The following is a 25,967-nucleotide window of genomic DNA, read 5'->3' as shown; positions in this document are numbered from 1 at the left end:
GATAAAATGCGGGATTTAAAAACAAAACTTAAATTAAATTTAAATTTTACAAAAGATTTAAGCGAGGATAAATTTGATGAACTTTGCGATAAAATAGAGCTTTATAAGCAGATTTTTCAAGATTTTAACAAGGTGCATAATTTATCAAATTTTAAGGATTTAAACGCTCAGATTATTGATTCTTTAAAAATACTTGATTTTAAGGATTTTAAAAATGCTAGGATAATCTGTGATATAGGAAGTGGGGCAGGATTTCCGGCTGTTTTTTTAGCCCTTGTTTTAAAGGCAGAGTTTTATCTTTTTGAGCCAAATCCCAAAAAATCCGCCTTTTTAAGAAGCGTTAAAATCACTTGCAAAATGCCAAATTTAAATATCATCAAAGAAAAGGTGCAACATTTCAAGGCTGATTTTAAGGCTGATATCATCACTTCAAGGGCTTTGATGAGCATTTTAAACCTGCTTGAAATTTGCAAAAACTTAGAAAACGAAAATACCAAATTTGTGCTTTTTAAAGGCTCAAATTTAAAAAACGAGCTTCAAGAAGCAAGCAAACTCATCAAAACGAGTGAAATTTTTGAACAAGATCTTAGGAAATACTGCGTTTTAAAAACAAATATTTGTTAAAATAATAAAAAAAAATAAGGGTTTGTGATGCTCATTTTTGGACATAGCTTAGGTGCTTCTTATGAGTTTAAAAAATTTAAAGGTGTATTTGAAAGTTCTAGTATCAACTGCTTTTTTTATGATGAAAGCTTGATAAAAAAGGCTTTAAAAGAAGAAATCCCATACGCTGTTTTTGCTAAAAACACCGATGAGGTGCTATTTAGCAATGCTTTTAATGCTAAATTTATACTCATAAGTGATAAAAATTTAGCAAAAAAAGCTAGCAAAATGGCTGAATACTATCTTTTTGATAGCAAAATTTTACTCCTTGTTGATACGCTTCATAAGCTTGAAAAAGCCTATAAACTTGGGGTTGATGGCGTGCTTTTAAAATCCTTTATCAAGGAGTAATTTCATTTTCATTTTTGTTTAAATTTCTTGTCAAAAACATTGTGATGTATACAGCAAACATTGCTATAACCGTGCCTGTTAAAAAGGCATACTGATCTTGTTTAAGCATGATAAATAAACACACATATAAAAGCGTTAAAACACTAAAGATGATACCTGCAAAGATTTTATTCCCCATAATGCTGAAAGTATAAAAAGAAACAGGGATAATAACGCTAAGACTTGAGATGAAATAAGCAAGATTAAAACCTATATGTTCGCTAAAAGCTAATAAACAAAGATAAAATACAGCCAAACTCACACAAACAACAGCATACTGAATCAAAGCAACACTTTTCTTTCCTACAAACTCACACAAAAATAAAGCAAGTAAACTTAAACCGACAAAGAAATAACCATATTTAAGCATTCTTTCTATAAGCCTGTATTCGCTCACTCCTCCATAAATTTCCATTTGTACAGGCGAAATTTCAAAATCTTTCAAGCAAGATATAAAATCACTATGTAAATAATCATCATCAAGACAATTTATAGTAGTATTTTTAGGAAACTTCCCCTTATAAAAAGCCTTAAATTTGCCCTGATCTTGTTCATAATTTTGTGGCAATACCCCACCAAATGATAAGTTCTTAGAATTCGATGAAAGGTTTATTTCCCAATCTTTAGCCAGCATATAAATTTCAAAAAGCTCGCTTCCTTTTAGCTCAAAACTTGCTTGAATATCTGTAATAAAAGGTTTTTTTATATTTTCTTGAGCGATATTAAAAAGTAATTTATGATCAAAAATTTCTTCTTTTAAATTTAAAGTCTTTGATTCAAATTTTTTAACAAAGTCTGTAAATCCATAACGAGTATAAAGCACAAAAGAAAGACTTTTTACATAAAGATTTTCGTTTGTTTCTAAAATCTCAGCAAGTTCATTGAAATCAAAACTTGCATTTAAATCTACTAAAGCCTTATAAATAGGAAGTTTAAAAATACCCTTTTCACGATCAAGCACATTAAAATCAAGACCAAGCTCAGCAAATTTTGATTGAAAATAAATACGGCTTTGTTTTTTCTCTTTGATATCATAAAGTTCTGCTTTTAAAAAGGGGATAATAAGCTCATTTTGAGTACCCCAATCAGCACTCACACTCTTGGCATTCTGTGCATTAATAATCCTCTCATCAAGAATACTTATTTTAAAAATCGAAAGGAAAAAAACAAAAATAAGAGAAAAAATAAAAAGATAAAAAGCTTTTGTATTATAAGATTTCATTTTTAAATCTCTTTTGTATTATTCATTTCTCAAGGCATCAAGTACATCAACTTGAGTGGCTTTTTTGGCTGGATAATAAGAGCTAAAAGCCACGATCAAACTTGCTCCAACCAAGGTGAGTAAAAAATCGCTCAAAGAAAGATCTAAAGGCAATTTACTTGAGCCATAAACATCAGCAGGAAGCTCGATAATGTCAAAATTCCCAAGCACCCACATCGTTAAAAAAGCAAGGATCACACCAGCTATCATTCCACCACCGCCTATGAGTGTTCCAAGTGTAAAAAAGCTTTTTTTAACCTCGGCTTTACTTGCTCCAAGTGCGAGCAATAAGGCTATTTCGCTACGGCGGTTCATCACTATCATGAGCAAAGAGCTTACTATATTTAAACTAGCAACCAAAATAATAAGCATTAAAACAATAAACAATGCCCTTTTTTCAAGCTCTAAAGCCGAAAATAAATTCGCATTTTGTTCCCACCAGCCAAAAACGGAAAAACTTTCCCCTAAAAAGGCTTTGATCTTTGGTAAATCAGCCATAGCGTCCTTGCTAAAAACATGAACTCCATCATAAATTTCAGGATAATTCAAAACCTTTCTTAAAGCCTTAATATCTGCATACATATAAGCCTTATCATAAAGCAAAAGCCCTGAGCGAAAACTTGCCTTTACATCAAATCTTTTTGTTTGAGGAATGAGAGCTAAGCCACTTGGATTTAAATTTGAAAAGATAATGGGAAGCTTATCGTTGAAATTGAGCCTAAATTCCTCCTTTAAACCCTGTCCTATGAGTATATCAAAGTCGCTTAAATTCCTATCTTTTAGAGCCTCTTTTACAACCTCATTGATCTTTTTTTCTTCTTCAAAATGAACGCCAAATAAAAGCCCACCCTCAAAGCCATTATCGCCCTTTGCGATCACTTGAGTACTAATATAAGGACTAAAATGTAAATTTGGAAATTCCTGTCTTAAATACCAAATCAAATGATCATCGATATTTGAATAAAATTTAGGCATTATAGTTAAAGGATAATTCATAACAAAAAATCTTTGTTTAAAATCCTTATCAAAACCATTCATAATCGCCATAGCCACAAGCAAGACGCAAAGCCCTATACAAACGCCAAAAAAGGCTAAGAGCATAGAAAGCATGATAAAGGGTTGATCCTTATCAAAACGCAGATATTTAAAAAGTAAGTAGCCAACAAGGCTTTTTTGCTTTGCTTCTTTCAAACTAAAAGCCTTGTTGAGATATTTTTATAAAAACATTGTTTTAAAATTTCTTCACAAAAATTAGTTTTTTTACTCACTTTCAAGCTAAAATTCCTTGCTTTGGACCACTTTTGCCATGACATTCTTTAAATTTCTTTCCACTTCCGCAAGGACAAGGCGAATTTCTTGGCACTTTTTTAAACTCGCTTTGACCCGGATTATCCTCATTTGCACCCATTTCAACAGATTTTTGCAAAAGCTCTTTATTTTGCTTTTCTGCTTCATTTTCAAGCTCATCACTTCTTTTTAAAACCACTCTAAAAAGCACTTTCACGCTGTCAAATTTAATGCGTTCAACAAGCTCTAGGAAAAGATTGTAACTTTCTTTTTTGTATTCAACTAAAGGATCTTTTTGATTGTATCCGCGAAGTCCTATGCCTGTTTTTAAAATATCCATTTGATATAAATGCTCGCGCCAAGCATTATCAAGCATTTGAAGATACAATATGCGTTCTATCTTTGCTAGCTCATTTTCATCAATACCTTGCATTTTAAACTCATAAGCCTTTTGTAAACGCTCACTCAAGCTTTCTTGAATTTGCTCCAAACCCATATTTTCGAGTTCTTTAAGATCAAGCTCTAAGCCAAGATCGTTTAAAAGCTCATTTTTAAGCTTATTAGCATCATAGCCTTGCTCGTCAAAAACAGAACCTAAAATGAAATTTGCATACTCGCCGATATTTTGAGCTATCTTAGCCTTAATGTCGTATTCATCATCTAAAAGCTCATTTCTATAACGATAAATAGTCTTTCTTTGCTCATTTGCCACATCATCATACTCAAGCAAATGCTTACGACTTTCAAAATGAAGGCTTTCAACCTTTTTTTGCGCATTTTCAACAGCCCTTGTAACTATGCGGCTTTCTATGCTCTCACCCTCCTTTATGCCAAGCCTTTCCATAATGCTTTTTATCCTATCGCCTCCAAAAATTCGCAAAAGATTATCCTCAAGACTTAGATAAAAACGGCTCATTCCAGGATCTCCTTGACGCCCAGCTCGCCCTCTTAATTGATTGTCTATTCTTCTGCTTTCATGCCTTTCAGTGCCTATTATATAAAGTCCTCCAAGCTCACGCACCTCATCATCTATTTTTATATCCACCCCACGCCCTGCCATATTTGTAGCTATGGTAACGGCTGATTTTTTGCCAGCATCAGCGATGATTAAGGCTTCTTGTTCGTGATTTTTAGCATTTAGCACATGATGAGGGATCTTTTCTTTTACAAGCATATTGTGAAAAACCTCGCTTCTTTCTATGCTAGCAGTTCCTACCAAAACAGGCTGACCCTTAGCATTTGCCCTTTTAATCTCCTCAATGACAGCCTTAAATTTCTCATTTTGACTCTTATAAATCAAATCGTCCTTATCCAGCCTTTTTACAGGGATATTGGTCGGAATTGAGATCACATCAAGGCTATAAATTTGAGAAAACTCAGCAGCCTCTGTTTGGGCTGTGCCTGTCATTCCGGCTAGTTTTTCATACATTCTAAAATAATTTTGAAAGCTTATATCAGCTAGGGTCTGGCTTTCTTCTTGAATTTTCACTCCCTCCTTAGCCTCTAAAGCCTGATGAAGCCCCTCACTAAAGCGTCTGCCCTCGCTCAAACGCCCTGTAAACTCATCAACGATAATAACTTCTTTATTACGCACCACATAATGCACATCTTTTTCAAAAAGATTGTGAGCCTTTAGGGCTTGATCAAGCTGATGAGCTAAGATAGCATTATCAAGGCTGTATAAATTTTCCACTCCAAAAAGCTCTTCAGCCTTTGAAATTCCAGCTTCTGTTATGAGTATGGAGCGGTTTTTCTCATCAACAACAAAGTCCCCACTAGGCTTTTGAGGCGGCAAAAGAGCCTCTCCTCTTTGCATCTTTTTAGCCACCTCATTTGCCCTTATGTAGCCATCTAGGGTGCGATTTGTGGGACCGCTTATGATTAAAGGCGTTCTTGCCTCATCTATTAAGATACTATCAACCTCATCAACGATGACAAAATGATGTCCTCTTTGCACCTTTTCAGCCTTTGAAAATTTCATATTATCACGCAAATAATCAAAGCCAAATTCATTGTTTGTGCCGTAAGTGATGTCGCATTCATAGGCTTTTTTGTGATCCTCATCTGAATTTGAACTTGAAAGCACCACACCTACACTAAGGCCTAAAAAATTATAAATTGCTCCCATTTCGCTGGCATCTCTTTTGGCTAAATAATCATTCACAGTTACTACATGAACGCCCTTGCCGCTCATTGCATTTAAAACCACAGGCAAGCTTGCTACAAGGGTCTTTCCCTCCCCTGTTTTCATCTCAGCTATCTTGCCCTCGTGCAAGACCATGCCGCCTATTAATTGCACATCAAAATGTCTCATATTTAAAACTCTTTTTGAAACCTCACGAACTATAGCAAAGACCTCATTTAAGAGCTTATCAAGGCTTACGCTCTCTTTAAGATGTCTTTGTTTAAGGCTTTCAAACTCAGCTCTTAAAGCCTCATCGCTTAAATTTTGATACTTGCTTTCAAGAGAATTGATCTCATTTACTCTTGAAAAGTATTTTTTAACCTCTCTATCATTTTTTGTACCAAATAAAGCTTTGATAATCTTTAGCATAATTTATCCTTTAAATTTACAAAGTGAAATTATAGCTTGTATTTGTTTAAAAATAAATCAATAATATAAATTTTTCAAAACCATGATTTAAATCTTTGATTACACACAAGCAAAGAATTTAAGTTATAATCAAAAATGAAATCGAAATTTGGAGAAGATGATGAAATTCTTAGGATTTTTACTATTTTTTTGCGTAAGTTTGTGGGGTTTTGAGGCAGATTATAAGAGCTTTAGCAGTGATTTTACACAAATTGTAAGCAACAAAAACTCAAAGATTAGCTATAAAGGAAAGCTCATCATCACGCAAAATAAAGCATTTTGGAGCTATGAAGAGCCTACTCAAAAACAAATTTATATCAAAAATCAAAATATCACGATAGTTGAGCCTGATTTAGAACAAGTTATACTCACAAAGCTTGAAAAAGTGCCAAATTTAACGCAAATTTTTAAAAATGCAAAACAAAACAAACAAGGACTTTATGAGGCAAATTATGAGGGTGTAAGATATATTGTAAAACTTGAAAATGATGAAGTGCAAAGCATTTCTTATCAAGATGATTTGGAAAATGAAGTGAGCATAATCCTTAGCAAGCAAAAAAGAAATTTCGCAGTTGATGAAAATATTTTTGAAGCAAAATATCCTAAAAGCTATGATATATTACGCTAATTACTTGATCTTCATTCTGTGATTTAATGCTCTATGCAAGGAGATAAAATCCACATTTTCTAAATGCACCCCACTTGGAATTCCTTGTGCGATCTTGCTGAAATTAAGATCAAGATCTTTAAGCTTATCTTCTATAAAAAAAATGATAGCATCTGAATTTATAGAGTGCGTAAAAGCAAAGATAAGCTCTTTGCACTTAAATTCTTTTATAAGATCTTTTAGCTTTTGAATTTTTTCTTCATTCAAATCATCAAAAACAAAATACCCTCCATCAAAACTGCCACTTTCTTCTATGATCAAAATATCCTTAGGGCTTTCAACCACACATATAAGTTCTTTGTTTCTTTGACTATCAGCACAAATGTCGCAAAGTTCATTTTCGCTTAAATTTCCACACTTTACGCAAGGCTTGATAAAACGGATAGCATTTTCTATATCATGAGCAAGTTTCATGCCCAAAAAATGATCACTCATACACACAAAATACGCCAAACGCACCGCTGTTTTCTTGCCTATGGTCGGCAAAGAAGTAAAGCTTTGAACAAGCTCATTAAATTTTTCAAGCCCCTTGTTTGCCATCTTTATCCTCTTTAATCTTAAATATACTAAAATAATGATAACCCTCTTTATAATCATAAGCTAAACTAAAATTATGCATTCTGCAAATACTCTCAACGATATAAAGTCCAAGCCCCATGCCCTCAACTCCTGTATTTTTATCTCTCACAAAGGCTTTGATATACTCTTTAAAGTCCATTTCTAAGGCATTTCCCTTATTTTTGATGATGATTTGATCTTGAAAGATCTCAATGAAGCATTGATGATCGTTTGAATGCTTGATCGCATTATCGATCAAATTTTTGAGCATAAGAGCAAAGACCTCAAGATCAACCTCAAAATAAAAATCCTCTTTCATGTCGATCTTGACCTTTTCTTTAAAATTATCAAGCATTAAAAAATTTTCAACCTGTTGTAAAATTTGTGAAATTTTATACGAATGCACATCAAGATAGTAATTTCTTGAGAACAAACTTTCTATCCTCGCAGCCTCATTGATCAGCAAATTTAGCCTTTCAAATACACTAATAAGGCGTGATTTTTGCTTTTCTTCTTTGATCATCTCAGCAATGATCCTACCCTTACCAATAGGCGTTTTTAGCTCGTGCATAATGCTTCTTAAAAAAAGCTGTCTTGACTCGACTAGTTCGTGATTTTTCCTCATGGATTTTTCAAACTCAAAGGCTATTTTACCGATTTCATCGTTATTGTAGCCCTGAGCTATAAATTTTTGATTATACGCTGCTGCTGCAACTTCTTCTCTAAGTCTTTCTAAGGGAGTAAGTGAATTGATGATAGAAAAATACAAAAAGACCACCAAACCCAAAGAGATCAAAAACCCTAAGAAAATAAACTCAAAGGTTGAATCTTTTCTGTCTATTTGCATCATATACTCATGATCTTTAGTTTTTGCTTCTAAAAAAAATCTATCTCCATAAGCATAAAAGGTAAATTCCTCTATGCCTGATTTGATATCAAAGAGTTTTTTACCATTGACTCTAATAAGATCAGAAAAAGCTACACTTTTCACATAAGAAAAATCATTGCCAAGTAAAATTTGAGATAAACTTGAATTTGGTTTAGAAATGTATTGATTAATCAAAGATTTAGTGATTTCTTGATAATTGGCATCCCTTTCTTGAAAATGGTTTTGAGTTGTTAAGATCAAGGATATAACAAAGCAAGCACAACTTAAGATAAAAACAATAAAAAAAAGCCAATTAATCTTTGTTTTAATATCACGAGCTTTCATCCTATCAGTTTATACCCTATACCTCGAACTGAAAAAATATGCTTTGGACTCTTAGAATTATCTCCTATCTTAAGTCTTAAACGCCCAATAATCACATCAAGACTTTTAGAATCTTTATCTTTCAAACTTTTGCAATTTTTCACAAGCTCTTCTCTTGAAACTGAAAATCCATGCTGACGGATAAGATGATTTAAAATTTCATATTCTGCTGGAGTAAGCGTTAAAACCTGCTCATTATAACTGATCTCATGTCTTCTTTCATCGATAGAAAAAGCCGAACTTAAATTTGTGATCATATGGCTTTCATGACCTTTTTTATAGCGACGATGCAAGCTCATAATCCTTGCATACATTTCCTTAGGATCATAAGGCTTAGGTAAATAATCATCTGCTCCTATTTGAAGTCCTATAACCTTATCACTAAGATCGCCTCTTGCTGAAGAAATGATGATAGGTACATCACTTTTTTGACGAATTTCACGGCAAATTTCAAGCCCATCAACCTTAGATAAAGTTAGATCAAGAATCAAACAATCATAATCCTCAAATCTTAAATTTAACACCTCGCAAGGATCTTCAAAATTACTCACTTTGACATTAAACTGAGCTAAATACTCGGTTAAAAGCTGAGCAAAATCAGGATCATCTTCTATCATCAAAACATTTACCATGATTTCTCCTGTTCATCAATTTTCTTCATTTACTTATAAATAAAATTATATCAAAAATAATAAATTTTAACCTTGCTTTTAAAAAATTTGGTAAAATACGCTTTTTAAATCAAAAAATTTAAGGAAAATTTGGTGGAAATTGATTATTATGAACTCTTAGAAATTTCGCAAAATGCAGACAAAGAAACGATAAAAAAAGCTTACAGAAAACTTGCTTTAAAATACCACCCTGATAGAAATCAAGGAGACAAAGAAGCAGAAGCTAAATTTAAGCTCATTAACGAAGCTTATGAAATTTTAAGCAATGACGAAAAAAGAAGTATTTATGATAGATATGGAAAAGAAGGCTTGCAAGGCAAGAGTGCAGGCTTTGGCTTTGAAGACTTTGACTTAGGAGATATTTTTTCAAATTTCTTTGGCGGAGGCTTTACAAAATCAAATAAAAACAAAAGATCAGCTCCAAAAGAAGACAAATACGAAGCAAGTTTTGCTATCAATCTTCGTATAAATTTCAAAGAAGCTGTTTTTGGCTGTGAGAAAAAAATTGATTTTATTTTCAAGCAATCTTGCAAAGAATGCAAAGGCAGTGGTTCAAAAGGTGGAGTGATGAAAACTTGCCCAAAATGCGATGGAAGCGGACAGGTTGGGCTTTCAAGAGGTTTTATGACCTTTGTGCAAACTTGTGAAAACTGCAGTGGAAGCGGGGTTGTGCCTGAGGAAAAATGCTCAGCATGTGGCGGAAAAGGCTATGAAGAAATCAAAGAAAATACAAGTATCAAGATCCCTGAAGGCGTAGATGATGGCATGAGCTTAAGAGTTCCTAATAAAGGAAACATACTTAAAAGTGGTGCTAGAGGGGATTTATATGTAAAAATAGCTGTTGATGAAGATGAAAATTTCATAAGAGATGGCAATGATGTCTATCTTGAAATTCCTGTATTTTTTACCCAAGCTGCATTAGGGCAAAAAATCAGCGTTCCTACCTTAAGATCACAAGCCTTACTAGAGCTTCCTGTGGGTGCAAAGGACGGAGATAGATTTGTTTTAGCTAATGAGGGGATAAAAGATCTTCGCTCAGGAAGATTAGGAAGACAAATCATACAAATCAATGTCAAATTTCCAACCAGCTTAAACGCTGAACAAAAGGAACTTCTAAATAAACTTAACGAAAGCTTTGGTATCCAAAACGATGGCTTACATCATGAGCAAAAAAGTTTGTTTGAAAAAATCACCTCATGGTTTAAGAAAGAAAGTTAAGACTTTATCTTGCTTTTAGCTCAAACTCTTTTGCACCTTTTACAAGCCTTTTAAGTCCTTCTTCAAGTCTTGCTCTTGGCAGGGCTAAATTTAGCCTTAAAAAGCTTTGTCCGCCTGCACCAAAGGCACTGCCCTTTGAAACATAAAGCCTTGCTTTTTTATAAAGAAAGCTAAAAAACTCATCAGCATTCACGCAAATTGCCGAGCAATCCACCCATAAAAGATAAGTAGCTTCCCCTAATACAACCTTAAGCTTTGAGTTTTTTTCGATAAATTCACTTGCAAAGGCGATATTTTGGGCGATATAAGCATTTAATGCCTTGAGCCAAGGTTTAGAATGCTTGTAAGCAGCTATGCTCGCAACCATGCTAAGCGTGCTTGGCTCGATGATCTCATCGGTGTTAAAAGCTGTTTTTATTCGTCCTCGTAGCTTTTGATCTGGTGCAAAAACATAGGCTGCATGAATGCTAGCAAGATTAAAAGCCTTGCTTGGAGAACTTGCGCTAATAGCCCTTTTGCTCACGCTTAAAATCGGCACAAAAGCTTTCGTGCTAATATCACAATGAATTTCATCGCTAACCAACAAAACGCCGTATTTATCGCACAAAGAAGCGATTTTACTAAGCTCGCTTTTGCTCCAAATTTTGCCTATGGGATTGTGCGGATTGCAAAGTATCATCATCGTAGTTTGTGGCTCTTTGAGCTTGTTTTCAAGGTCTTTAAAGTCGATTTTATAGCCTTTTTTATCATAGATGAGCGGATTTTCCACGACTTTACGAGCATTGTCTTTGATGATATTATAAAAAACGCCATAAACAGGCGGTTGGATCAACACGCCCTCATTAATGCTAGTAAATTTTCTAATCATGCTTGAAAGTGCCGGAACAACGCCTTTACAAAAGATAAGCCATTCTTTTTCAAGCTCTAGTTTATGCTCATTTTTCCACCATTTCATGACACTTTCATAAAATTCATCACTTACTTTTTCGTAGCCAAAAATGCCAAGCTCTATTTTTTCACGCATAGCCTTGATGATTTGCGGTGCGGTTTGAAAGTCCATATCCGCCACCCACATGGGCAAAATGTCCTTTGAGCAGTTGTATTTTACGCTATTTGTACCAAAACGATCATGCACTTTATCAAAATCAAATTTCATAAACCCTCTTCAATGCTGATTTTATCAAGGCTTATCTTGCTTTCATCAAGGATAAGCTCTTCTACTTTTAAGACTTTGATTTTAGCAGAATTTGGATTAATGATACTTTTAATGCTTGATATTATCGTGCCTTTTACACTTGAGTATTCAAAGGCTAGGCTTGTGTCTATGAATTTGCATTCTTCAAGGCTTAAATTTTCTACATAACAAAGTCCTTGCAAGCTTGAAATCACGCAGTTTTTAAAGCTTAAATTCTTGGAATTCCAGCCCAAATATTCACCCACGATAAAACTATCCTCAACGATGACATTTTCGCAGTTCCAAAAGGCGTCCTTGCTGATGAGCTTAGCCTTTTTTATATGTAGATTTTTAGCCCCATCAAAGCAGTAATTTCCGTAAATTTCAAGATTTTCAGCCCTTAAATTTAACGCATTCATCGCAAAATAATCCCCCTTAGCACTCACATCAAAAAGCTCTATATCCTCGCAGTTCCAAAAGCTTTCTAAGGCATTTGCAAAATGAGCTTTGTAAATTTTGATTTGCTTGCTTTTTCTAAAGCATTTTGGAGCATCAAAACTACACTCCTTAAGGCTTAAATTATTACTATACCAAAGCCCGCTTCTAGCATTTTCTAAAAAAAGCGTATTTTGTGCCTTGATATTTTCAGCATACCAAAGTGGATATTTATACTCAAATACGCATTTTTCAAGCTCTATATCTTTGGCATGCTTGAGCGGGGATTCACCCTCTTTAAAAAGGCAGTTTTCAAGCTCTAAATTTGAACTCATAAAAAGAGCCCTTTCGCCACTAAAAACCTCGCCGATGATTTTTCTTTGCATGATTTTTCCTTGTGAATTTGTTTTTTATAATTATAAAAGATGAGAGCAACTCTAAGTCAAGGGCAAAATGCAAAAAAAATTATAAATTTTATTTTAGATAACAATATAAAGTCAAATGCTTTTTCAAATGACTTTCTTAAAAAGAATTAAAGCTATATTTTTCATTTCAAAGTATTTTAGTTTTTTTAAATTTATGTGATATTTAAAAAATTTAAAAGTAAAAGGAGGACTTAGGGCTTTTAAAGCCCTAAAAATTATAAGCTCTCGATATAAGTTTCAATAGCCTTAAAATCATCTTCTGTCAAGCCTTTAAGATTGATCTTCATAATCGCACCTTGACCGTAAGCGTTTCTTTTGCCCTCAGCATACTCTTTCATATACTGAAGTCTGTCAGCTGATTTTAAAGACTTAAGAGCTGGAACTTTGTTTAAATACACTTTATCTGCATTAGGTCCATGACAAACTGCACATTTTTTATAAAGTGTAGCACCATCAGCAGCAAAGGCTGAAACACCAAGACAGGCTAAAGCTGAAATAGCTAAAAACTTTTTCATTATTTTCTCCTTTTTGAAAATTTTATCCTCAGCATTATACTAAATTTTTTGCTAATACTCAAATTTTTTGATAAATTTATCATCAAAATAAGCAAATAAGGCGTATTTTAACAAATTTATATTATAATCAAAACATGAAAAAAGCTTTATTTTTAGATAGAGACGGCGTGATTAATGTTGATAAAAAATATGTCCATAAGATCGAAGATTTTGAATTTTGTGAGGGAATTTTTGAGCTTTGCGATTTTTTTCAAAAAAAAGGCTTTTATCTCATCGTAGTTACTAATCAATCAGGCATTGCAAGGGGTTATTACACCGAAAAAGACTTTGAAATTTTAAGTGCTTTTATGTGCGAGCAGTTTTTAAAAAAAGGCATTAAGATAGATAAAATTTATCATTGTCCGCATTTAGAGGGCTGTGAGTGTAGAAAACCTCGTGCTGGCATGCTTTTGCAGGCTGAAAAAGACTTTGATCTTGATCTAAAACAAAGCCTTTTTATAGGGGACAATTTAAGCGACATGAAAGCAGGTTTAAATGCAAATTTAAGCGAGCTTATACTTGTAAAAAAGGCTTTAGATGACGAGCTTAGAGACAAAATAAAGGCTGAATTTAAGCCAAATTCATTTAAAATTTTTAAAAATTTAAATGAGATAAGAAAATTTTATGAAACAAAGGATAAAAAATGAAAATAGCCATAACCGGAGGTGCAGGCTTCATAGGCTCAAATTTAGCCCTAGCCTTACAAGAAAAGCATGAAATTTTGGTGGTGGATAAAATGCGTTCTTTGGAGCGTTTGGATAATGGAAATTTAGAAAGTTTTGGGCATTTTAAAAACCTGCTTGATTTTAAGGGCGAACTTTTTGTAGGCGACATAAGAGATGAAAAAAGTTTAAAAAAAATTGCTGATTTTAAACCTGAGGTGATTTTCCACGAAGCAGCCATTTCAGACACCACAGCTTATGATCAAAACAAGGTTTTAAGCGTAAATTTAAACAGCTTTCAAAGTTTTATCGACCTTGCTTTAAAGCTTAATGCCAAGCTCATTTATGCAAGCTCAGCTTCTGTGTATGGAGATAGCCCTAGTCCCCAAAGAGTAGGCGTTGAAGAGCCTAAGAACCCTTACGCTTTTTCAAAGCTTATGATGGATAATCTAGCCTCAAAATACTTTGACAAGCTTCATATCATAGGGCTTAGGTATTTTAATATTTACGGAAAAAACGAGTTTTTTAAGGAAAAAACAGCTTCCATGATACTGCAATTTGGCTTGCAAATTCTAAGTGGAAAAAGTCCGCGTTTGTTTGAGGGAAGTGATAAAATTTACAGAGATTTTACCTATATAAAAGATGTTGTAAGTGCGAATTTAGTAGCACTTGATGGCAAAAGTGGGATTTATAATGTAGGAAGTGCTAAAGCAAGAAGTTTTCAAGATATAGTTGATATTTTGCAAAGCTTGCTTAAGACAAATTTGCCTTGCGAATACTTTGAAAACCCTTTCAAAAAAGCCTATCAGTTTCACACTGAAGCAAAGCTTGATGAAAGCTTTTCGTATCGTCCTAAATTTAGCCTTGAAGAGGGGATTGAGGATTATTTGGGCGAGATAAAACGCATTTTTGAACAAGAAATTGACGAAGATAAAAAGAACTCATCTTTGTTTAAAAGACTAGCAGACCGAATTTAAAGGAAGATTATGTTTGATAGCTTAAGCCTTAAACAACCTAAAATTTTAGTTTTGGGCGATTTTATGGTGGATAATTACATTTTTAGCGAATGCTCACGCATAAGCCCTGAAGCTCCTGTTTTAGTGGCAAAGGCTTTAAGGCAGGATAAAAGACTTGGCGGTGCTGCAAATGTTTATGCGAATTTAAAGGGCTTAGGAGCTGATGTTTTCGCACTTGGCGTGGTGGGCGATGATGAGAGTGCGAGCTTTTTAAAAGCAAATTTAAAGGGCATTTTGCTCACTCAAAAAGGGCGTAAAACCCCACTTAAAAACCGCATTGTCGCACACAATCAGCAAGTTTTGCGTCTTGATGATGAAAGCACTGAGGATATTTGCTTAGAAGATGAACTTTTGCTTGAGTTTGAAAAAATCGTGCAAGATTTTGAAGCTATCGTGTTAAGCGATTATGGCAAGGGCGTTTTGACGGCAAAAATTTGTCAAAATATCATCAAAAAAGCAAACGCACTAAATCTGCCCGTTTTGATCGATCCAAAGGGCAGTGATTATAGCAAATACAAAGGTGCGACGCTTTTAACGCCAAATAAAAAAGAAGCCTTAGAAGCCTTGAAATTTAGCGATTTAAACGGGGATAATCTTAAATTTGGCATAGAAAAGTTAAAAAAAGATTTTGATTTAAAATACTCCATTATCACGCTTTCAGAAGCTGGTATAGCGATCTTTGATGAGGATTTAAAAATCGCTCCAGCAAAGGCTTTGGAAGTTTTTGATGTAACCGGAGCTGGCGATAGCGTAATTTCTATGCTTGCATTTTGTTTGGCAAATAAAATCGAAATTTTCAAAGCCTGCGAGCTAGCAAACGAAGCAGCAGCCGTTGTCGTAAGCAAGATAGGAAGCGTAAGCGTAAGCTTTGATGAGATCAAAAGTTTTAAAAAAAGCGAATTTGAAAAAAAGATCAAGAGCAAAGATGAGCTTGCAGGGCTTTTAAAAGATCTTAAAAATTCTGGCAAAAGGCTTGTTTTTACGAATGGTTGCTTTGATATCGTGCATTTTGGACATATCAAATACCTTGAAAAAGCACGAAAACTGGGCGATATCTTAATCGTTGGCTTAAATTCAGACTCAAGCGTAAAAAGGCTTAAGGGCGATTTGCGTCCGATAAATAAAGAATTTCAAAGAGCTTGCATGCTTGCTAGCTTTTATTTTGTGGATTTTGTGGTGATTTTTGATGAGGATACGCCTTTAGAGCTGGTTAAGGCTTTAAAGCCTGATATTTTGGTTAAGGGCAAGGATTATGAGGGAAAGGAAGTTGTGGGAGCAAATTTGGTCTCAAAGCTTGAGTTAATAGACTTTGAAGAGGGGTATTCCACGAGTAAAATCATAGAAAAAATTAAGGATAAAAAATGATAAATTTAATCGAAAAAGAATGGCAAGAACACGCCAAAACACTCAAAGAAAGCGAAGTTTTAAAGGGTCAAATCGCAAAAATAGCTGAAATTTTAAACAAAAGCCTTAAAAATGGAGGCAAGATTTTGATTTGTGGAAATGGAGGAAGTGCGGCTGATTCTCAGCACTTTGCAGCTGAACTTAGTGGGCGTTATAAAAAAGAGCGAAAGGCTTTGGCTGGGATCGCTCTAACCACCGATACTTCGGCTTTAACAGCCATTGGCAATGACTATGGCTTTGAATTTGTCTTTTCAAGACAAGTTGAAGCCCTAGCTTGCAAAGGCGATGTGCTTATCGGCATTTCAACGAGTGGAAAGAGTCCAAATGTCCTAAAAGCCTTTGAAAGCGCTAAGGCTTTGGGTGCTGTTTGTATAGGGCTTAGTGGCAAGGGAGGCGGAGAAATGAATGCGCTTTGCGATATCAACCTAGTCGTGCCAAGCAATGATACAGCTCGCATTCAAGAAATGCATATTTTGAGCATTCACTGCATTTGCCAGCTCATCGATGAAGCGTTTTAGGAGCAGATAATGAATTTACAGGGGGGGGGGGATTTAGATCTTAGCATCGTCGTTCCTTGTTATAACGAATCCTTAAATTTAAATAAATTTTATCAAGAGCTTTTAAAAGAGCTTCTTCGCATAAAAACACAGATCAAAGAAGACCTAAGTTATGAGCTTATCTTTGTTAATGACGGAAGCAAAGATGGTAGCTTAAAAATTTTAAAAGGGCTAAAAAAGCAAGATCTGTGTATAAAAATCATTAATTTTTCTAGAAATTTTGGTAAAGAAGCAGCTATTTTAGCAGGGCTAAAGCAAAGCAAGGCAAAAGCTTGTATACTCATTGATGCAGATTTACAAGATCCCATAGAGCTAATTTATACCATGTATGAGAGCTTTTTTTACAAAAAAGCAGATATTATCTATGCAAGGCGTGTAAATAGAGATAAAGAAGGTAAAATAAGGGCTTTTTTTTCAAAGACATTTTATCTTATTTATAATCTCTTAAGCGAGGTAAAGCTTCAAAGCGGAGTAAGGGATTTTCGCTTGATGAGCAAGGAGGTGGTTCAAGCTATCTTAAAACTCAATGAATACCACCGCTTTTGCAAGGCTATCTTTGAATGGGTGGGCTTTAAAAAAATCTGTCTTGATTATACTTATAGACCAAGAGAAGCTGGAGAAAGTGGCTGGAGCTTTTATAAGCTTTTAAAATACGGATTTGAGGGCATTATCAGCTTTTCTACCTTTCCTTTAAAAATTTCTTTTGTCCTAGGACTTCTTACGAGCTTACTTGCCTTTTTCTACGCCTTATATATCTTTTTTGATACCTTGATCTTTGGAAATGAAGTAAAAGGCTATGCTTCTTTGATTTGTGTGATTTTATTTTTTGCAGGAGTGCAACTTATCATACTTGGCATTATAGGAGAATATATCGCAAGAATTTATGAGCAGGTTAAAAACCGCCCACATTTTATCATAAAGGAAGATAATGAAAAATAAAAAGAATATCATTTTATTTTTAGCCGTTTTTGCCGTGCTTTTTGTGTTTAATTTCTTAGTTGTTGCCCAAAGTGATGACTGGGCACATTATTTTACAGCTATAAATCCTAATATTCCTTGGTATGATACTTATTTTACATGGAATGCTAGAATAGGAGAAATTCTTAACACAGGCTTTTTGGCAAGCTTACATCAAAATCTTTTTGATATTTTAAATGCTTTAGTTGGTAGCTCATTTATCTTTGCTGTATTTTATCTATGTTTTCTTCGCTTACCAAAAAACAAACTTGATTTGCTTTGTTTTTTACTCCTTTGTATCTTTTTTATCTTTTTAAATTCTTTTTCAGCTACTTTTTTGTGGGGTGCTGGAAGCTTAAACTACCTTTGGGGTGTAAGCCTTATCATTTGGTTTTTAATCCCCTTTAGAAAATTTTTCCACGATAGGAAAAACTTAGAACATGAGAACTTTTCATTTTTATCTTTGATCTTTGCTGTATTTTTTATGTTTTTTGGTGTTTTAGCTGGCATGGCAAGCGAGCTTATGGGTGCTACTATTTGCCTTTTATTATTTATTTCTTTTATATACGCGTTCATTAAAAAAATAAGCCTTAGAATTTGGTATGTTTTGGGAAGCCTAGGCTTTTTTGTTGGCTATGCTCTACTTTTCTTTGCTCCAGCAAATAAGGTAAGAGGGGCGGTAATAAAAGAGCTTGATTCAAAATTTTTGTTTTTAAGCGATTTGCTTGATTTAAGCTTTTTTGAGCTTGTAACTAGGATAAATAAAATGACAAGAGGATTTTATGATACAACTTTTCTTATTTTTATGATCACTTTAGTGTTTTTCTATCTTCTTAAGAAAAATATAAAATTAAAAATGTATCAATACTTTTTATCTATACCATTTTTCATCGTGGCTAGAAATATTGCAAAAGGGGTATGTGGAATTTTAGTTTATCTAAGCCTTTGGTATCTGTGTTTTAAACTCACTAAAATCAATAAAAAATATTTTATTTTTGTGATTTTATTTGGAAGTTGGATACTGATGTCTTTTATGCTTATACAGGTATATCATCTCCCTTCTCGTGCAAGATTTGGGGATCATTTAATCTTGTTTATGCTGATTTTATTTATGTTTAGAGAAATTTATCTTAAAACAAAAATAAAAATTTGGATACAAAGGCTCATATATGCTTCTTTAGGGATTTTGTTGATGATATATTTTGCAAATTATTCTTATTTATTTTATAAATGGAAAAAAATGGAACATTTTATCGCAGAGCAAAAGGCTATGGGGATAAAAGATATAGTGGTTTCAAAGGAAACATTTAAATCCTTCATAAGAAACGACTGGGCTAATCCTAGCGAAAACAAAGATGAGTTTCCAAACCCAACCTATGCAAAATATTTCGAAGTAGAAAGTTTTATAGCCAAGTGAAGGAGCTGATAAAATACTGCTTGGTTGGAATTTTAAATACCCTTGTAGGCTTTGGCGTAGTACTTTTGCTAAGCTTTTTAGCCCTCATGCCAGAGCTTGCAAATTTGATAGGATACACACTAGGGATTTTCTGCTCTTTTTTCTTAAACAAGTATTTTACCTTTAAGTCAAAAAGCAAGTCTCATCGTGATTTCTTAAAATTTGTTTTTGCTATGTGCATAGCCTATCTTATTAATCTTTTAGTGCTATTTATAGCTTATAGAATTTTTCATATAAATGTATATCTTGCCCAGCTTTTTGCTGCTCTAAGCTATACTTTAAGTGGCTTTTTGCTAAGCAAATTCTTCGTTTTTGTAAAGTAAGATTGATAAATTTAGTAAGCTTTTTGGCATTTTTTAGCTCTAAATTTATCATTCCTGCTTTGAAACTATCTTTTTCCTAAAAATCTATTTTGACAAGAGCAGTGTAAAGAGCCATTTTGCCTTAAAAAAACCCTAGCATCAATCGGAACAATCTTTCTTTGAGGTAAAGCCTTGGCTAGTCTTTTTATAACCAGCTCATCATTTTCATCAGCATACACAGGCAAGATCAAGGCGTCATTAACAAAAACAAAATTTGCATAAGTAGCCCCAAGTCTCTTGCCCTCGTAAAATAAAGCCTTAGGCAGGGGAAGTTCAAGTAACTTAAAGCCTGTTTTACTAAGCTCTTCTTTCATCTTCAAAAGCTCTTCATAATGCTCATCTTCTTTATCCTCACAAACACAATGTACTATAGTATCCTTACTTATAAATCTTGCCAAGGTATCAATATGCCTATCCGTATCATCGCCTTTTATGAAGCCATGTTTAAGCCAAATGATTTGCTTAAGATTAAAAATTTGCTTTAGTTTATCTTCAATTTGTACTTTGCTTAGATGAGCGTTTCTGTTTTCATTAAGCAAGCAATACTCGCTCGTAAGCATAATTCCATCGCCGTTAAAATCAATGCTGCCACCCTCTAAAACCATATCCACATCAATAAGCTTACTTTGAAATTTATCCTTAAAAAGCTTTGAATTTACTTTATCATCAAGATCACTTTGAAATTTATTTCCCCAAGCATTAAAGTGAAAATTTAAAGAAACAAGCCTATCATCTTGCATGATATCAATAGCACCAAAGTCCCTAATCCAAGTATCATTGATAGGACATTGAAAAAACTCCACCCTTTCATCATCTTTAAAATTTGCCTTATAAAAATGCTCATCATTTCCTATCAATAAAACCTTTTGAAAGCAAATCACAGCATTGATAAATTCCTTATAAGCACTTAAAATTTCGTCTAAATAAGGCTTCCAATCAGTCTTTTCATGGGGTAAAGCAAGCATTAAAAGCTCTTGTTTGCTCCATTCTGCCAAAGCTTTGTTCATATTTTTACCTTAGGATTAAATTTGGATATTTTTAAGCTCTTTTTCCAAAACACCCTTTGGAGTTAAGCCTATAAATTTTTGTCTAAGCCTTGAGTTTTCATCGTAAAAAACGATCACAGGCACGCCATAAATCCCTCCAACCACACGAGATAAAAAATCAGCCGCCTTGCTCTCATAAAACAAAGTCAAATCAAGCCCCTTTTGCTCAGCCCACAAAATAGCATCTTGCTTGTCTCTTGCATCGCCTAAAATCGTAAAGATTTTGATCTCATTTTCCCTTGAAAAATCCTTCAAAATGGCAATTTGCTCCTTACAAACCCCACAATCTTTAGTAAAAAACGCCAAAACAAAAGGCTTTTGCTGCCCAAAAGAAAGCTCCTTGCTAAAGCCATCAAATTTAAACTCATAGCTTAGATCTGGATTAATGCTTTTAAACTCGTGATTATCGCAAGCTATAAATAAAAATGCGATTAAAGTAAGGACGAAATTTTTGATTCTATAAAGCTCCATGGCTTTTCTCCAATGATTCTTTCTTTGATGATATTATCTTTGATGATGATTGTTGTGGGTAGGGCAAAAATTTTATACCTTTGCCATGAAATATCTAGATCATCTTTTAAAAGCTTAATATTTTGTATATTATACTTATCTTTGATCAACTTAATCACTTCCTTAGAATCTACCGAATTTATACCCAAGGCAAGCACTTGTCCCTTATGCTCTTTTAAGTAAGTATCAAATAAGGGAAGTTCTTTGATACAAGCAGCACAGCCGTTTTCAAAAAAGATCAAAACCTTTACACTCTCATCAAAGTCCCTAAGCTTCACACTTTCATCTTGTAGATTTTTTGCTGAAATTTCACTTGCTTTAAAGCCCACTTTTCCCTCATTTTTAGTATCTTGCATGCAAGAGCTAAGCAAGAAAGCAAGGACTAAAACACAAAGCTTTTTGATCATTTTAAGATCCCATGACTTAAGATCGCGCTTTGATCGGCAAATTTGGCTAGGTCTGGATTGTGTGTGATTAAAACTATGGTTTTACCCTCTTTTTTAAGCTGTTCTAAAAGCTCTAAAACGATCTTTTCATTCGCTTCATCTAAATTTCCTGTGGGTTCATCAGCGATTAAAAGCTCTGGGTTGTTGATCAAAGCCCTTGCTATGCACACTCTTTGTTGCTCTCCTCCACTTAACTGACTTGGTAAATGCATAAGCCTATGTCCTAAACCTACTTTTTCAAGCACAAATTTAGCATCTTCTTCATCGACACTTGAGTGATAATACTGAGCGAGCATAACATTTTCAAGAGCGTTAAGATAAGGGATAAGATGAAATTGCTGAAAAACAAGCCCTATTTTTTCACGGCGGATCTTGATCTTTTCTTCTTCTTTAAGCTCGCTAAGCTCGATACCATCTAAAAAATACTTGCCCGAACTTGGATAGTCCATTAAAGATAAGATATTAACCAAGGTTGATTTTCCGCTCCCACTAGGTCCCATGATCGCAAGCCATTCGCCTTTTTGAACGCTTAAATTTATATCCTGCAAGGCTTTGACCTCTTGGAAGTTTTTACAAATTTGTTCTAATTTTATCATCTCTTTCATCATTCACCTTTCAAATTTTCACACACATTGATATTTAAAGCCTTTTTGATAGGAAAAAAAGCCGCCATAAAAGAAAAAATCAAAGAAATAAGCACAGCGATCACAAAGGCTTGAAATCTAAAATCAATCCCTGCATTAAAGATCAAATACCCAAAGATATTTGCTAAAAAATACCCACACAAAGCCCCTAAAACTGAAGCAAGTATGGTTAAAAGCAAGCACTCAAAGCCAAAAAGTTTGATGATATCCTTTTTGCTTGAACCTAATGCCAAATGCAAGGCTATTTCTTTTTTTCTCGAAAAAATCACCGAACTTAGGGTGGTATTCACACTCGTTGAAGCGATGATCAAAACCACAAGTATGATCAAAAACATTAAGGCTTTGATTTTATTTAAGATTAAGCTCTCGCTTAAAGATACTGATGAAATAGGCTTTGCATACAAAAAGTCATTACTTACACTTAAAGCCTTAGCATTTACCTCATCAAAATTCCCATACACAAGAGCATTAGCAAAATTGATATTTGCATTATCATTTAAGCTTTGAAGCACTCTTAAGGGCATTAAAAGTAAAGAATCAAACTCATCATTACTGATCAATATAGCCTTGATTTTAAGCTTCACGCTTTTTGCGGTGTTTGGATTATAAATTTGAATATCTTGTCCCACCTTGGCTTCAAGTTGCTTTGCCAAATCAACACCCACAAAGGCTGAATGCTCATCAAAATCACTCAAAGAAAAACTGCCCTCTTTTACTTCCATAAAAGGCTTAGTAAGCTTTAGCTCCTTAAAATCAGTTCCCAAAACAACGCCACTTAAACTGCCTAAATTTAAATACGCATATAAATAAGGTGTTAAAGCTCTTGCTTCTAACTTTTGTTTGAGGCTTTGGAATTCTTCATTGCTGATAAAATTACTATTTTTAGGGCTTATAACCATGTTTGCTCCATAAGCTTTTAGCTCCTTTGAAAGCTTGGTGTCTATATCAAAATACACATTTAAAAAGGCTGAGCTGACCATAGAGCCGATAAAAATAGCCAAAACGATAACAAAAAGCCTTTGATATGAAAAAATCAAAGACTTAAAAATTTGTGTCCATAAAAATTTATTTCCCACAAAGCACCTCCGCAGGTTGTAAAAAGGAGATATTTCGCATAGGAAATAAACAACCAACAAGCACGATAAGCACTGCAAAAACTATGCTCAAAGGAAGAGCGATAAAAGAAATTTCTATGCTGTGATTAAAAATACTTAGGGCAATAAGCTCGGAGGTCAAAATTCCAAAAGCAAAGCCAAAAATAGATGCAAAAATACAAACAAATAAATTTTCACTCACAAAAAGCATATAAATTTGAAAAGCATTTGCTCCTAAAACCTTTAAAAGTCCGATTTCTTTCTTTCTTCTATGAATTTCTGAACTCATCAAAGCAGCTATGGCTATACTTGCAACGATCAAGCAAATCACACTTGTAAGCCCCATAAGAGACTGAATCTTTTTGACAACAAAGCTTTCAGCATCTGAAATACTTGTTTGAGGTTTGGCTGCTGAGCCTTTAAAATCTTCTTCGATTTGATGAGCGATAGAGCCTACATAAGCCGTGCAGAACCATTTATCATACTCAAGTTGATCAAGAGAGCTTTGATCTCTTCTTGCCTTTTGTGCTAAATCATCTTCTGGTATGGTAAGAGCCGATACTTCTGCCTTATCAAACAAGCCTTGTTTATTTAAAAGCTTTTGTGCTAGAGCAAGACTTGTGATGATCTTGTTTGAAGCCTTTTGAGCATGCGAAATGATAGCTGTGATCCTTACTTGCTGGTCATTTAAAAAGATAATATCGCCTACTTTAAGCATATTTTCCTTAGCAAATTCATCTCCAAGCATGATCTCATCAAGGCTATCATCTTTAGCCCACTCGCCCTCAACGCTCCACAAGGTATAAAGCCTTTTTACTCCTGTTGAAAAATCATCTTCATCATCAACTTCGATTGATTTGTCAAAATAAGTCCCCATGATCAAAGCTTCTTTAGGATCTTGATCTGCCCTATTCCAAGTGGCTTTTCCCTCTAAAAAAGGAGCAAAGGCTGTGATATTGTTCCTCCAAAAAATTTCTTTGATCTTATGTAAATTTGACTCTTCAAGATAGTTTTCATTTTTTAAAGGCTCGTAAATTTCATTTCCAACCTCTATACTTAAAGAACTTCCCTTAGGCAAAACAAGGATATTTGAACCATAGCTTCTTAGCTCCTTTGTGATTTCATTTCCTATACCAAGCGTGATATTAAGCATAGCACAAAGCAAGGCAGTAGCTAAAAAGCAGGTAAGAAAAGCTAAGCTTTTTTGAATTTTGTTTTTAAAAATCGAATTTTTGATCATGATAAATTGCATGTTCTATCCTTAAAAATCATTCACTTTGTATTTGATAATCTGTTTATTTTTTACATACTGCTGTGGATCTTCTTTAAATTTCTCGTAATTTTGCTCATTTTCAAAATAATAACTAAATCCCGCGTAAGTATAAGAATATGGTGCTTTAAGATTGATAAGTTCTGCACCTGAAACAGGATCTTTAACCAAAAGCTCTTTAATCTCACTAAAATGATTTGACCCTGCGATGACATCTTCTAACTTGATACGAACCTTTTGTCCATCAAATTCATAAGCTAGAGGTATAGGATTGCAACCGCCATCTTTTCCTACACTTGGTAAAAATATACGCACATTACAAGCAACGCAAATAAGCTCTCCATTATGTTTTACATAGCCCATATCCCCACAAATTCGGCAAGCATCAAAAACAGCAACCGGAGAATCCCTATCTTCTCTTTTGTTAATCAAGAAAAATCTCACAACCTTGCCCTCGCCTGTTACATAAGAAAAGCGGTGTAAGTCATTGTCTCTTAAAAGCTGTATATCAAAAACAAACTCATCATCAGCATTTGGCACTATTTCTTGTGGAGGATCTATGCTAATAGGTCTTGAAGCAATGAGCTGAAAGTGCAAAATGACGCCCACACCTATAAATAAAAAAAGAAAAGTAAAAATAAAAAATGAATTTATAGTGTGATTTTTCGCACTTTGCTTGCGATAAATTATATCAAGCTTATGACTTTTTTCAGGGTTCTTAAACTTAAATCTTAAACTTAAAATAGCCAAAAGCAAGATCAAAAACATATAAAAATATGCCACAAAACGCAAATAAAACTGCGTTTTTGCAACAAAGCTTATAAGCAGTGTGCTTGCTTCTATCAAGTCTTTTCTAAAGCCTATCTTAAAAATATCAGCACACAACAAATTCACTTCAAGAAAAATAAAAATAGCCAAGATGATAAGACTTAGCTTTGATTGAAAGAGGCTTTGCCACCTCACAAAGAAAAAGCAAAATAAGCAAATCATACAAGCTAAGCAAATAAATCCTAAAGAAATGATCGCACTGCTATCAAGTAAGGTGCTTGAAAAAATAGGAAAATCTTGGCTTAAGATATAATACTTCACAGCAAAACAAAAGCTTAAAACTGCTGTTAAAAAGATCTTAAACCGAGTAAAATTTGTAAAAAAACTAAAAACAAAGCTAAGTATCAAAAATAAAATCAAAAGAGCTTGAGTATAAAAGCTTAGCTCATCTGTTCGTATATAAACCTTAGCGATATAAAAAGAAAAATATCCAAACAAAAAACCCAAAAATAAAGCGATGAAAACAGCATAAATTTGTCTTTCAAAACGCAATAATACAGCTAAAATAAAACTCAAGGGTAAAAATATAGTCAAAAAGTGAAAAAAATAAATGGACATTGTTACGCT

Annotated in this window: 27 protein-coding genes; 11 read left to right on the top strand and 16 right to left on the bottom strand. The window is 33.9% G+C overall.

What is annotated here, in order from left to right:
- Positions 1–6: 6 nt before the first annotated feature.
- Entirely contained in the window at positions 7–624 is a 618-nt protein-coding gene (gene rsmG / locus DMB92_RS08000; RefSeq protein WP_142682536.1) for a 16S rRNA (guanine(527)-N(7))-methyltransferase RsmG, read from the top strand.
- 27 nt (positions 625–651) lie between these two features.
- Positions 652–1,014: a hypothetical protein gene (locus DMB92_RS07995; RefSeq protein ID WP_142682535.1), complete on the top strand. Its 363-nt coding sequence runs from the start codon at positions 652–654 to the stop codon at positions 1,012–1,014.
- Here the strand turns inward: DMB92_RS07995 and DMB92_RS07990 are convergent.
- From DMB92_RS07990 to secA, 3 genes are all read right to left on the bottom strand, one after another.
- Positions 1,004–2,275: an inner membrane CreD family protein gene (locus DMB92_RS07990; protein WP_142682534.1), complete on the bottom strand. Its 1,272-nt coding sequence runs from the start codon at positions 2,273–2,275 to the stop codon at positions 1,004–1,006. The genes DMB92_RS07995 and DMB92_RS07990 overlap by 11 nt on opposite strands.
- An 18-nt stretch (positions 2,276–2,293) precedes the next feature.
- Positions 2,294–3,424 (bottom strand): ABC transporter permease, encoded by a 1,131-nt coding sequence (locus tag DMB92_RS07985; RefSeq protein ID WP_260604786.1) that lies wholly within the window; start codon positions 3,422–3,424, stop codon positions 2,294–2,296.
- Positions 3,425–3,584: 160 nt separating this feature from the next.
- The gene (gene secA / locus DMB92_RS07980) at positions 3,585–6,155 is read right to left on the bottom strand and encodes a preprotein translocase subunit SecA (protein WP_409513404.1); all 2,571 of its coding nucleotides are present in this window, start codon (positions 6,153–6,155) and stop codon (positions 3,585–3,587) included.
- Positions 6,156–6,315: 160 nt separating this feature from the next.
- Here secA and lolA point away from each other — a divergent pair, with 160 nt between their 5' ends.
- Entirely contained in the window at positions 6,316–6,822 is a 507-nt protein-coding gene (gene lolA, locus DMB92_RS07975; protein ID WP_185900182.1) for a LolA-like outer membrane lipoprotein chaperone, read from the top strand.
- Here lolA and recR read toward each other — a convergent pair whose 3' ends face one another.
- The 3 genes from recR to DMB92_RS07960 are packed head-to-tail and all read right to left on the bottom strand — an operon-like array spanning position 6,823 to position 9,303.
- Positions 6,823–7,401, bottom strand: a complete 579-nt coding sequence (gene recR, locus DMB92_RS07970; protein ID WP_142682531.1) for a recombination mediator RecR — start codon at positions 7,399–7,401, stop codon at positions 6,823–6,825.
- Positions 7,382–8,632, bottom strand: a complete 1,251-nt coding sequence (locus tag DMB92_RS07965; protein ID WP_142682530.1) for an ArsS family sensor histidine kinase — start codon at positions 8,630–8,632, stop codon at positions 7,382–7,384. Before DMB92_RS07965 ends, recR begins: the two co-directional genes overlap by 20 nt.
- Positions 8,629–9,303 (bottom strand): response regulator transcription factor, encoded by a 675-nt coding sequence (locus DMB92_RS07960; RefSeq protein ID WP_142682529.1) that lies wholly within the window; start codon positions 9,301–9,303, stop codon positions 8,629–8,631. Before DMB92_RS07960 ends, DMB92_RS07965 begins: the two co-directional genes overlap by 4 nt.
- Positions 9,304–9,435: 132 nt before the next feature.
- Between DMB92_RS07960 and dnaJ the strand changes: the two genes are divergently transcribed.
- Complete coding sequence (gene dnaJ, locus DMB92_RS07955; protein ID WP_142682528.1) at positions 9,436–10,560, top strand: molecular chaperone DnaJ; 1,125 nt, start codon at positions 9,436–9,438, stop codon at positions 10,558–10,560.
- 4 nt (positions 10,561–10,564) lie between these two features.
- Here the strand turns inward: dnaJ and DMB92_RS07950 are convergent, their stop codons facing one another.
- The 3 genes from DMB92_RS07950 to DMB92_RS07940 all read right to left on the bottom strand — a co-directional run bounded on the left by DMB92_RS07950 (position 10,565) and on the right by DMB92_RS07940 (position 13,109).
- On the bottom strand, positions 10,565–11,716 hold the full coding sequence (locus DMB92_RS07950; RefSeq protein ID WP_142682527.1) for a MalY/PatB family protein: 1,152 nt from the start codon (positions 11,714–11,716) through the stop codon (positions 10,565–10,567).
- Entirely contained in the window at positions 11,713–12,555 is an 843-nt protein-coding gene (locus DMB92_RS07945) for a DUF3737 family protein (RefSeq protein WP_142682526.1), read from the bottom strand. Before DMB92_RS07945 ends, DMB92_RS07950 begins: the two co-directional genes overlap by 4 nt.
- Positions 12,556–12,809: 254 nt before the next feature.
- Positions 12,810–13,109 carry a c-type cytochrome gene (locus DMB92_RS07940; RefSeq protein ID WP_142682525.1) on the bottom strand — a complete coding sequence of 100 codons (300 nt, stop codon included), beginning with the start codon at positions 13,107–13,109 and terminating at the stop codon, positions 12,810–12,812.
- Between the two features lie 95 nt (positions 13,110–13,204).
- Here DMB92_RS07940 and gmhB point away from each other — a divergent pair, with 95 nt between their 5' ends.
- The 7 genes from gmhB to DMB92_RS07905 are packed head-to-tail and all read left to right on the top strand — an operon-like array spanning position 13,205 to position 19,523.
- A complete protein-coding gene (gene gmhB / locus DMB92_RS07935) occupies positions 13,205–13,795 on the top strand; it encodes a D-glycero-beta-D-manno-heptose 1,7-bisphosphate 7-phosphatase (RefSeq protein WP_409513405.1) in 591 nt (196 codons plus the stop codon).
- A complete protein-coding gene (rfaD, locus tag DMB92_RS07930; protein ID WP_142682523.1) occupies positions 13,792–14,787 on the top strand; it encodes an ADP-glyceromanno-heptose 6-epimerase in 996 nt (331 codons plus the stop codon). The genes gmhB and rfaD overlap by 4 nt, the downstream gene beginning before the upstream one ends.
- A gap of 9 nt (positions 14,788–14,796) precedes the next feature.
- Positions 14,797–16,191: a D-glycero-beta-D-manno-heptose-7-phosphate kinase gene (gene rfaE1, locus DMB92_RS07925; RefSeq protein ID WP_142682522.1), complete on the top strand. Its 1,395-nt coding sequence runs from the start codon at positions 14,797–14,799 to the stop codon at positions 16,189–16,191.
- Positions 16,188–16,748 carry a D-sedoheptulose 7-phosphate isomerase gene (gene gmhA / locus DMB92_RS07920; RefSeq protein WP_142682521.1) on the top strand — a complete coding sequence of 187 codons (561 nt, stop codon included), beginning with the start codon at positions 16,188–16,190 and terminating at the stop codon, positions 16,746–16,748. The genes rfaE1 and gmhA overlap by 4 nt, the downstream gene beginning before the upstream one ends.
- Before the next feature lie 9 nt (positions 16,749–16,757).
- Entirely contained in the window at positions 16,758–17,726 is a 969-nt protein-coding gene (locus tag DMB92_RS07915; protein ID WP_142682520.1) for a glycosyltransferase family 2 protein, read from the top strand.
- Positions 17,716–19,161: a DUF6056 family protein gene (locus DMB92_RS07910; RefSeq protein ID WP_142682519.1), complete on the top strand. Its 1,446-nt coding sequence runs from the start codon at positions 17,716–17,718 to the stop codon at positions 19,159–19,161. The genes DMB92_RS07915 and DMB92_RS07910 overlap by 11 nt, the downstream gene beginning before the upstream one ends.
- Positions 19,158–19,523 (top strand): GtrA family protein, encoded by a 366-nt coding sequence (locus DMB92_RS07905; RefSeq protein WP_142682518.1) that lies wholly within the window; start codon positions 19,158–19,160, stop codon positions 19,521–19,523. The genes DMB92_RS07910 and DMB92_RS07905 overlap by 4 nt, the downstream gene beginning before the upstream one ends.
- A gap of 65 nt (positions 19,524–19,588) precedes the next feature.
- On the opposite strand, the gene DMB92_RS07900 is transcribed toward DMB92_RS07905, so the two are convergent.
- Genes DMB92_RS07900 through DMB92_RS07870 form a run of 7 tightly spaced genes read right to left on the bottom strand, consistent with a single transcriptional unit; the run spans position 19,589 to position 25,958 of the window.
- Positions 19,589–20,569, bottom strand: coding sequence for an agmatine deiminase family protein (locus DMB92_RS07900; protein WP_142682517.1), 981 nt, complete (start codon positions 20,567–20,569; stop codon positions 19,589–19,591).
- Positions 20,570–20,584: 15 nt separating this feature from the next.
- Entirely contained in the window at positions 20,585–21,079 is a 495-nt protein-coding gene (locus DMB92_RS07895) for a TlpA disulfide reductase family protein (RefSeq protein ID WP_142682516.1), read from the bottom strand.
- Complete coding sequence (locus DMB92_RS07890) at positions 21,040–21,525, bottom strand: TlpA family protein disulfide reductase (protein WP_142682515.1); 486 nt, start codon at positions 21,523–21,525, stop codon at positions 21,040–21,042. The genes DMB92_RS07895 and DMB92_RS07890 overlap by 40 nt, the downstream gene beginning before the upstream one ends.
- Positions 21,522–22,172: an ABC transporter ATP-binding protein gene (locus DMB92_RS07885; protein WP_142682514.1), complete on the bottom strand. Its 651-nt coding sequence runs from the start codon at positions 22,170–22,172 to the stop codon at positions 21,522–21,524. Before DMB92_RS07885 ends, DMB92_RS07890 begins: the two co-directional genes overlap by 4 nt.
- Entirely contained in the window at positions 22,169–23,284 is a 1,116-nt protein-coding gene (locus tag DMB92_RS07880) for an ABC transporter permease (protein ID WP_142682513.1), read from the bottom strand. The genes DMB92_RS07885 and DMB92_RS07880 overlap by 4 nt, the downstream gene beginning before the upstream one ends.
- Positions 23,274–24,554 (bottom strand): ABC transporter permease, encoded by a 1,281-nt coding sequence (locus DMB92_RS07875; protein ID WP_142682512.1) that lies wholly within the window; start codon positions 24,552–24,554, stop codon positions 23,274–23,276. The genes DMB92_RS07880 and DMB92_RS07875 overlap by 11 nt, the downstream gene beginning before the upstream one ends.
- Positions 24,555–24,563: 9 nt before the next feature.
- Positions 24,564–25,958, bottom strand: coding sequence for a Fe-S-containing protein (locus tag DMB92_RS07870; protein ID WP_142682511.1), 1,395 nt, complete (start codon positions 25,956–25,958; stop codon positions 24,564–24,566).
- Positions 25,959–25,967: the final 9 nt, after the last annotated feature.

Origin of the sequence: Campylobacter sp. MIT 99-7217, from assembly GCF_006864365.1 — a bacterium.
GTDB lineage: Bacteria > Campylobacterota > Campylobacteria > Campylobacterales > Campylobacteraceae > Campylobacter_D.
This window is presented reverse-complemented; position numbering and strand designations above follow the sequence as displayed.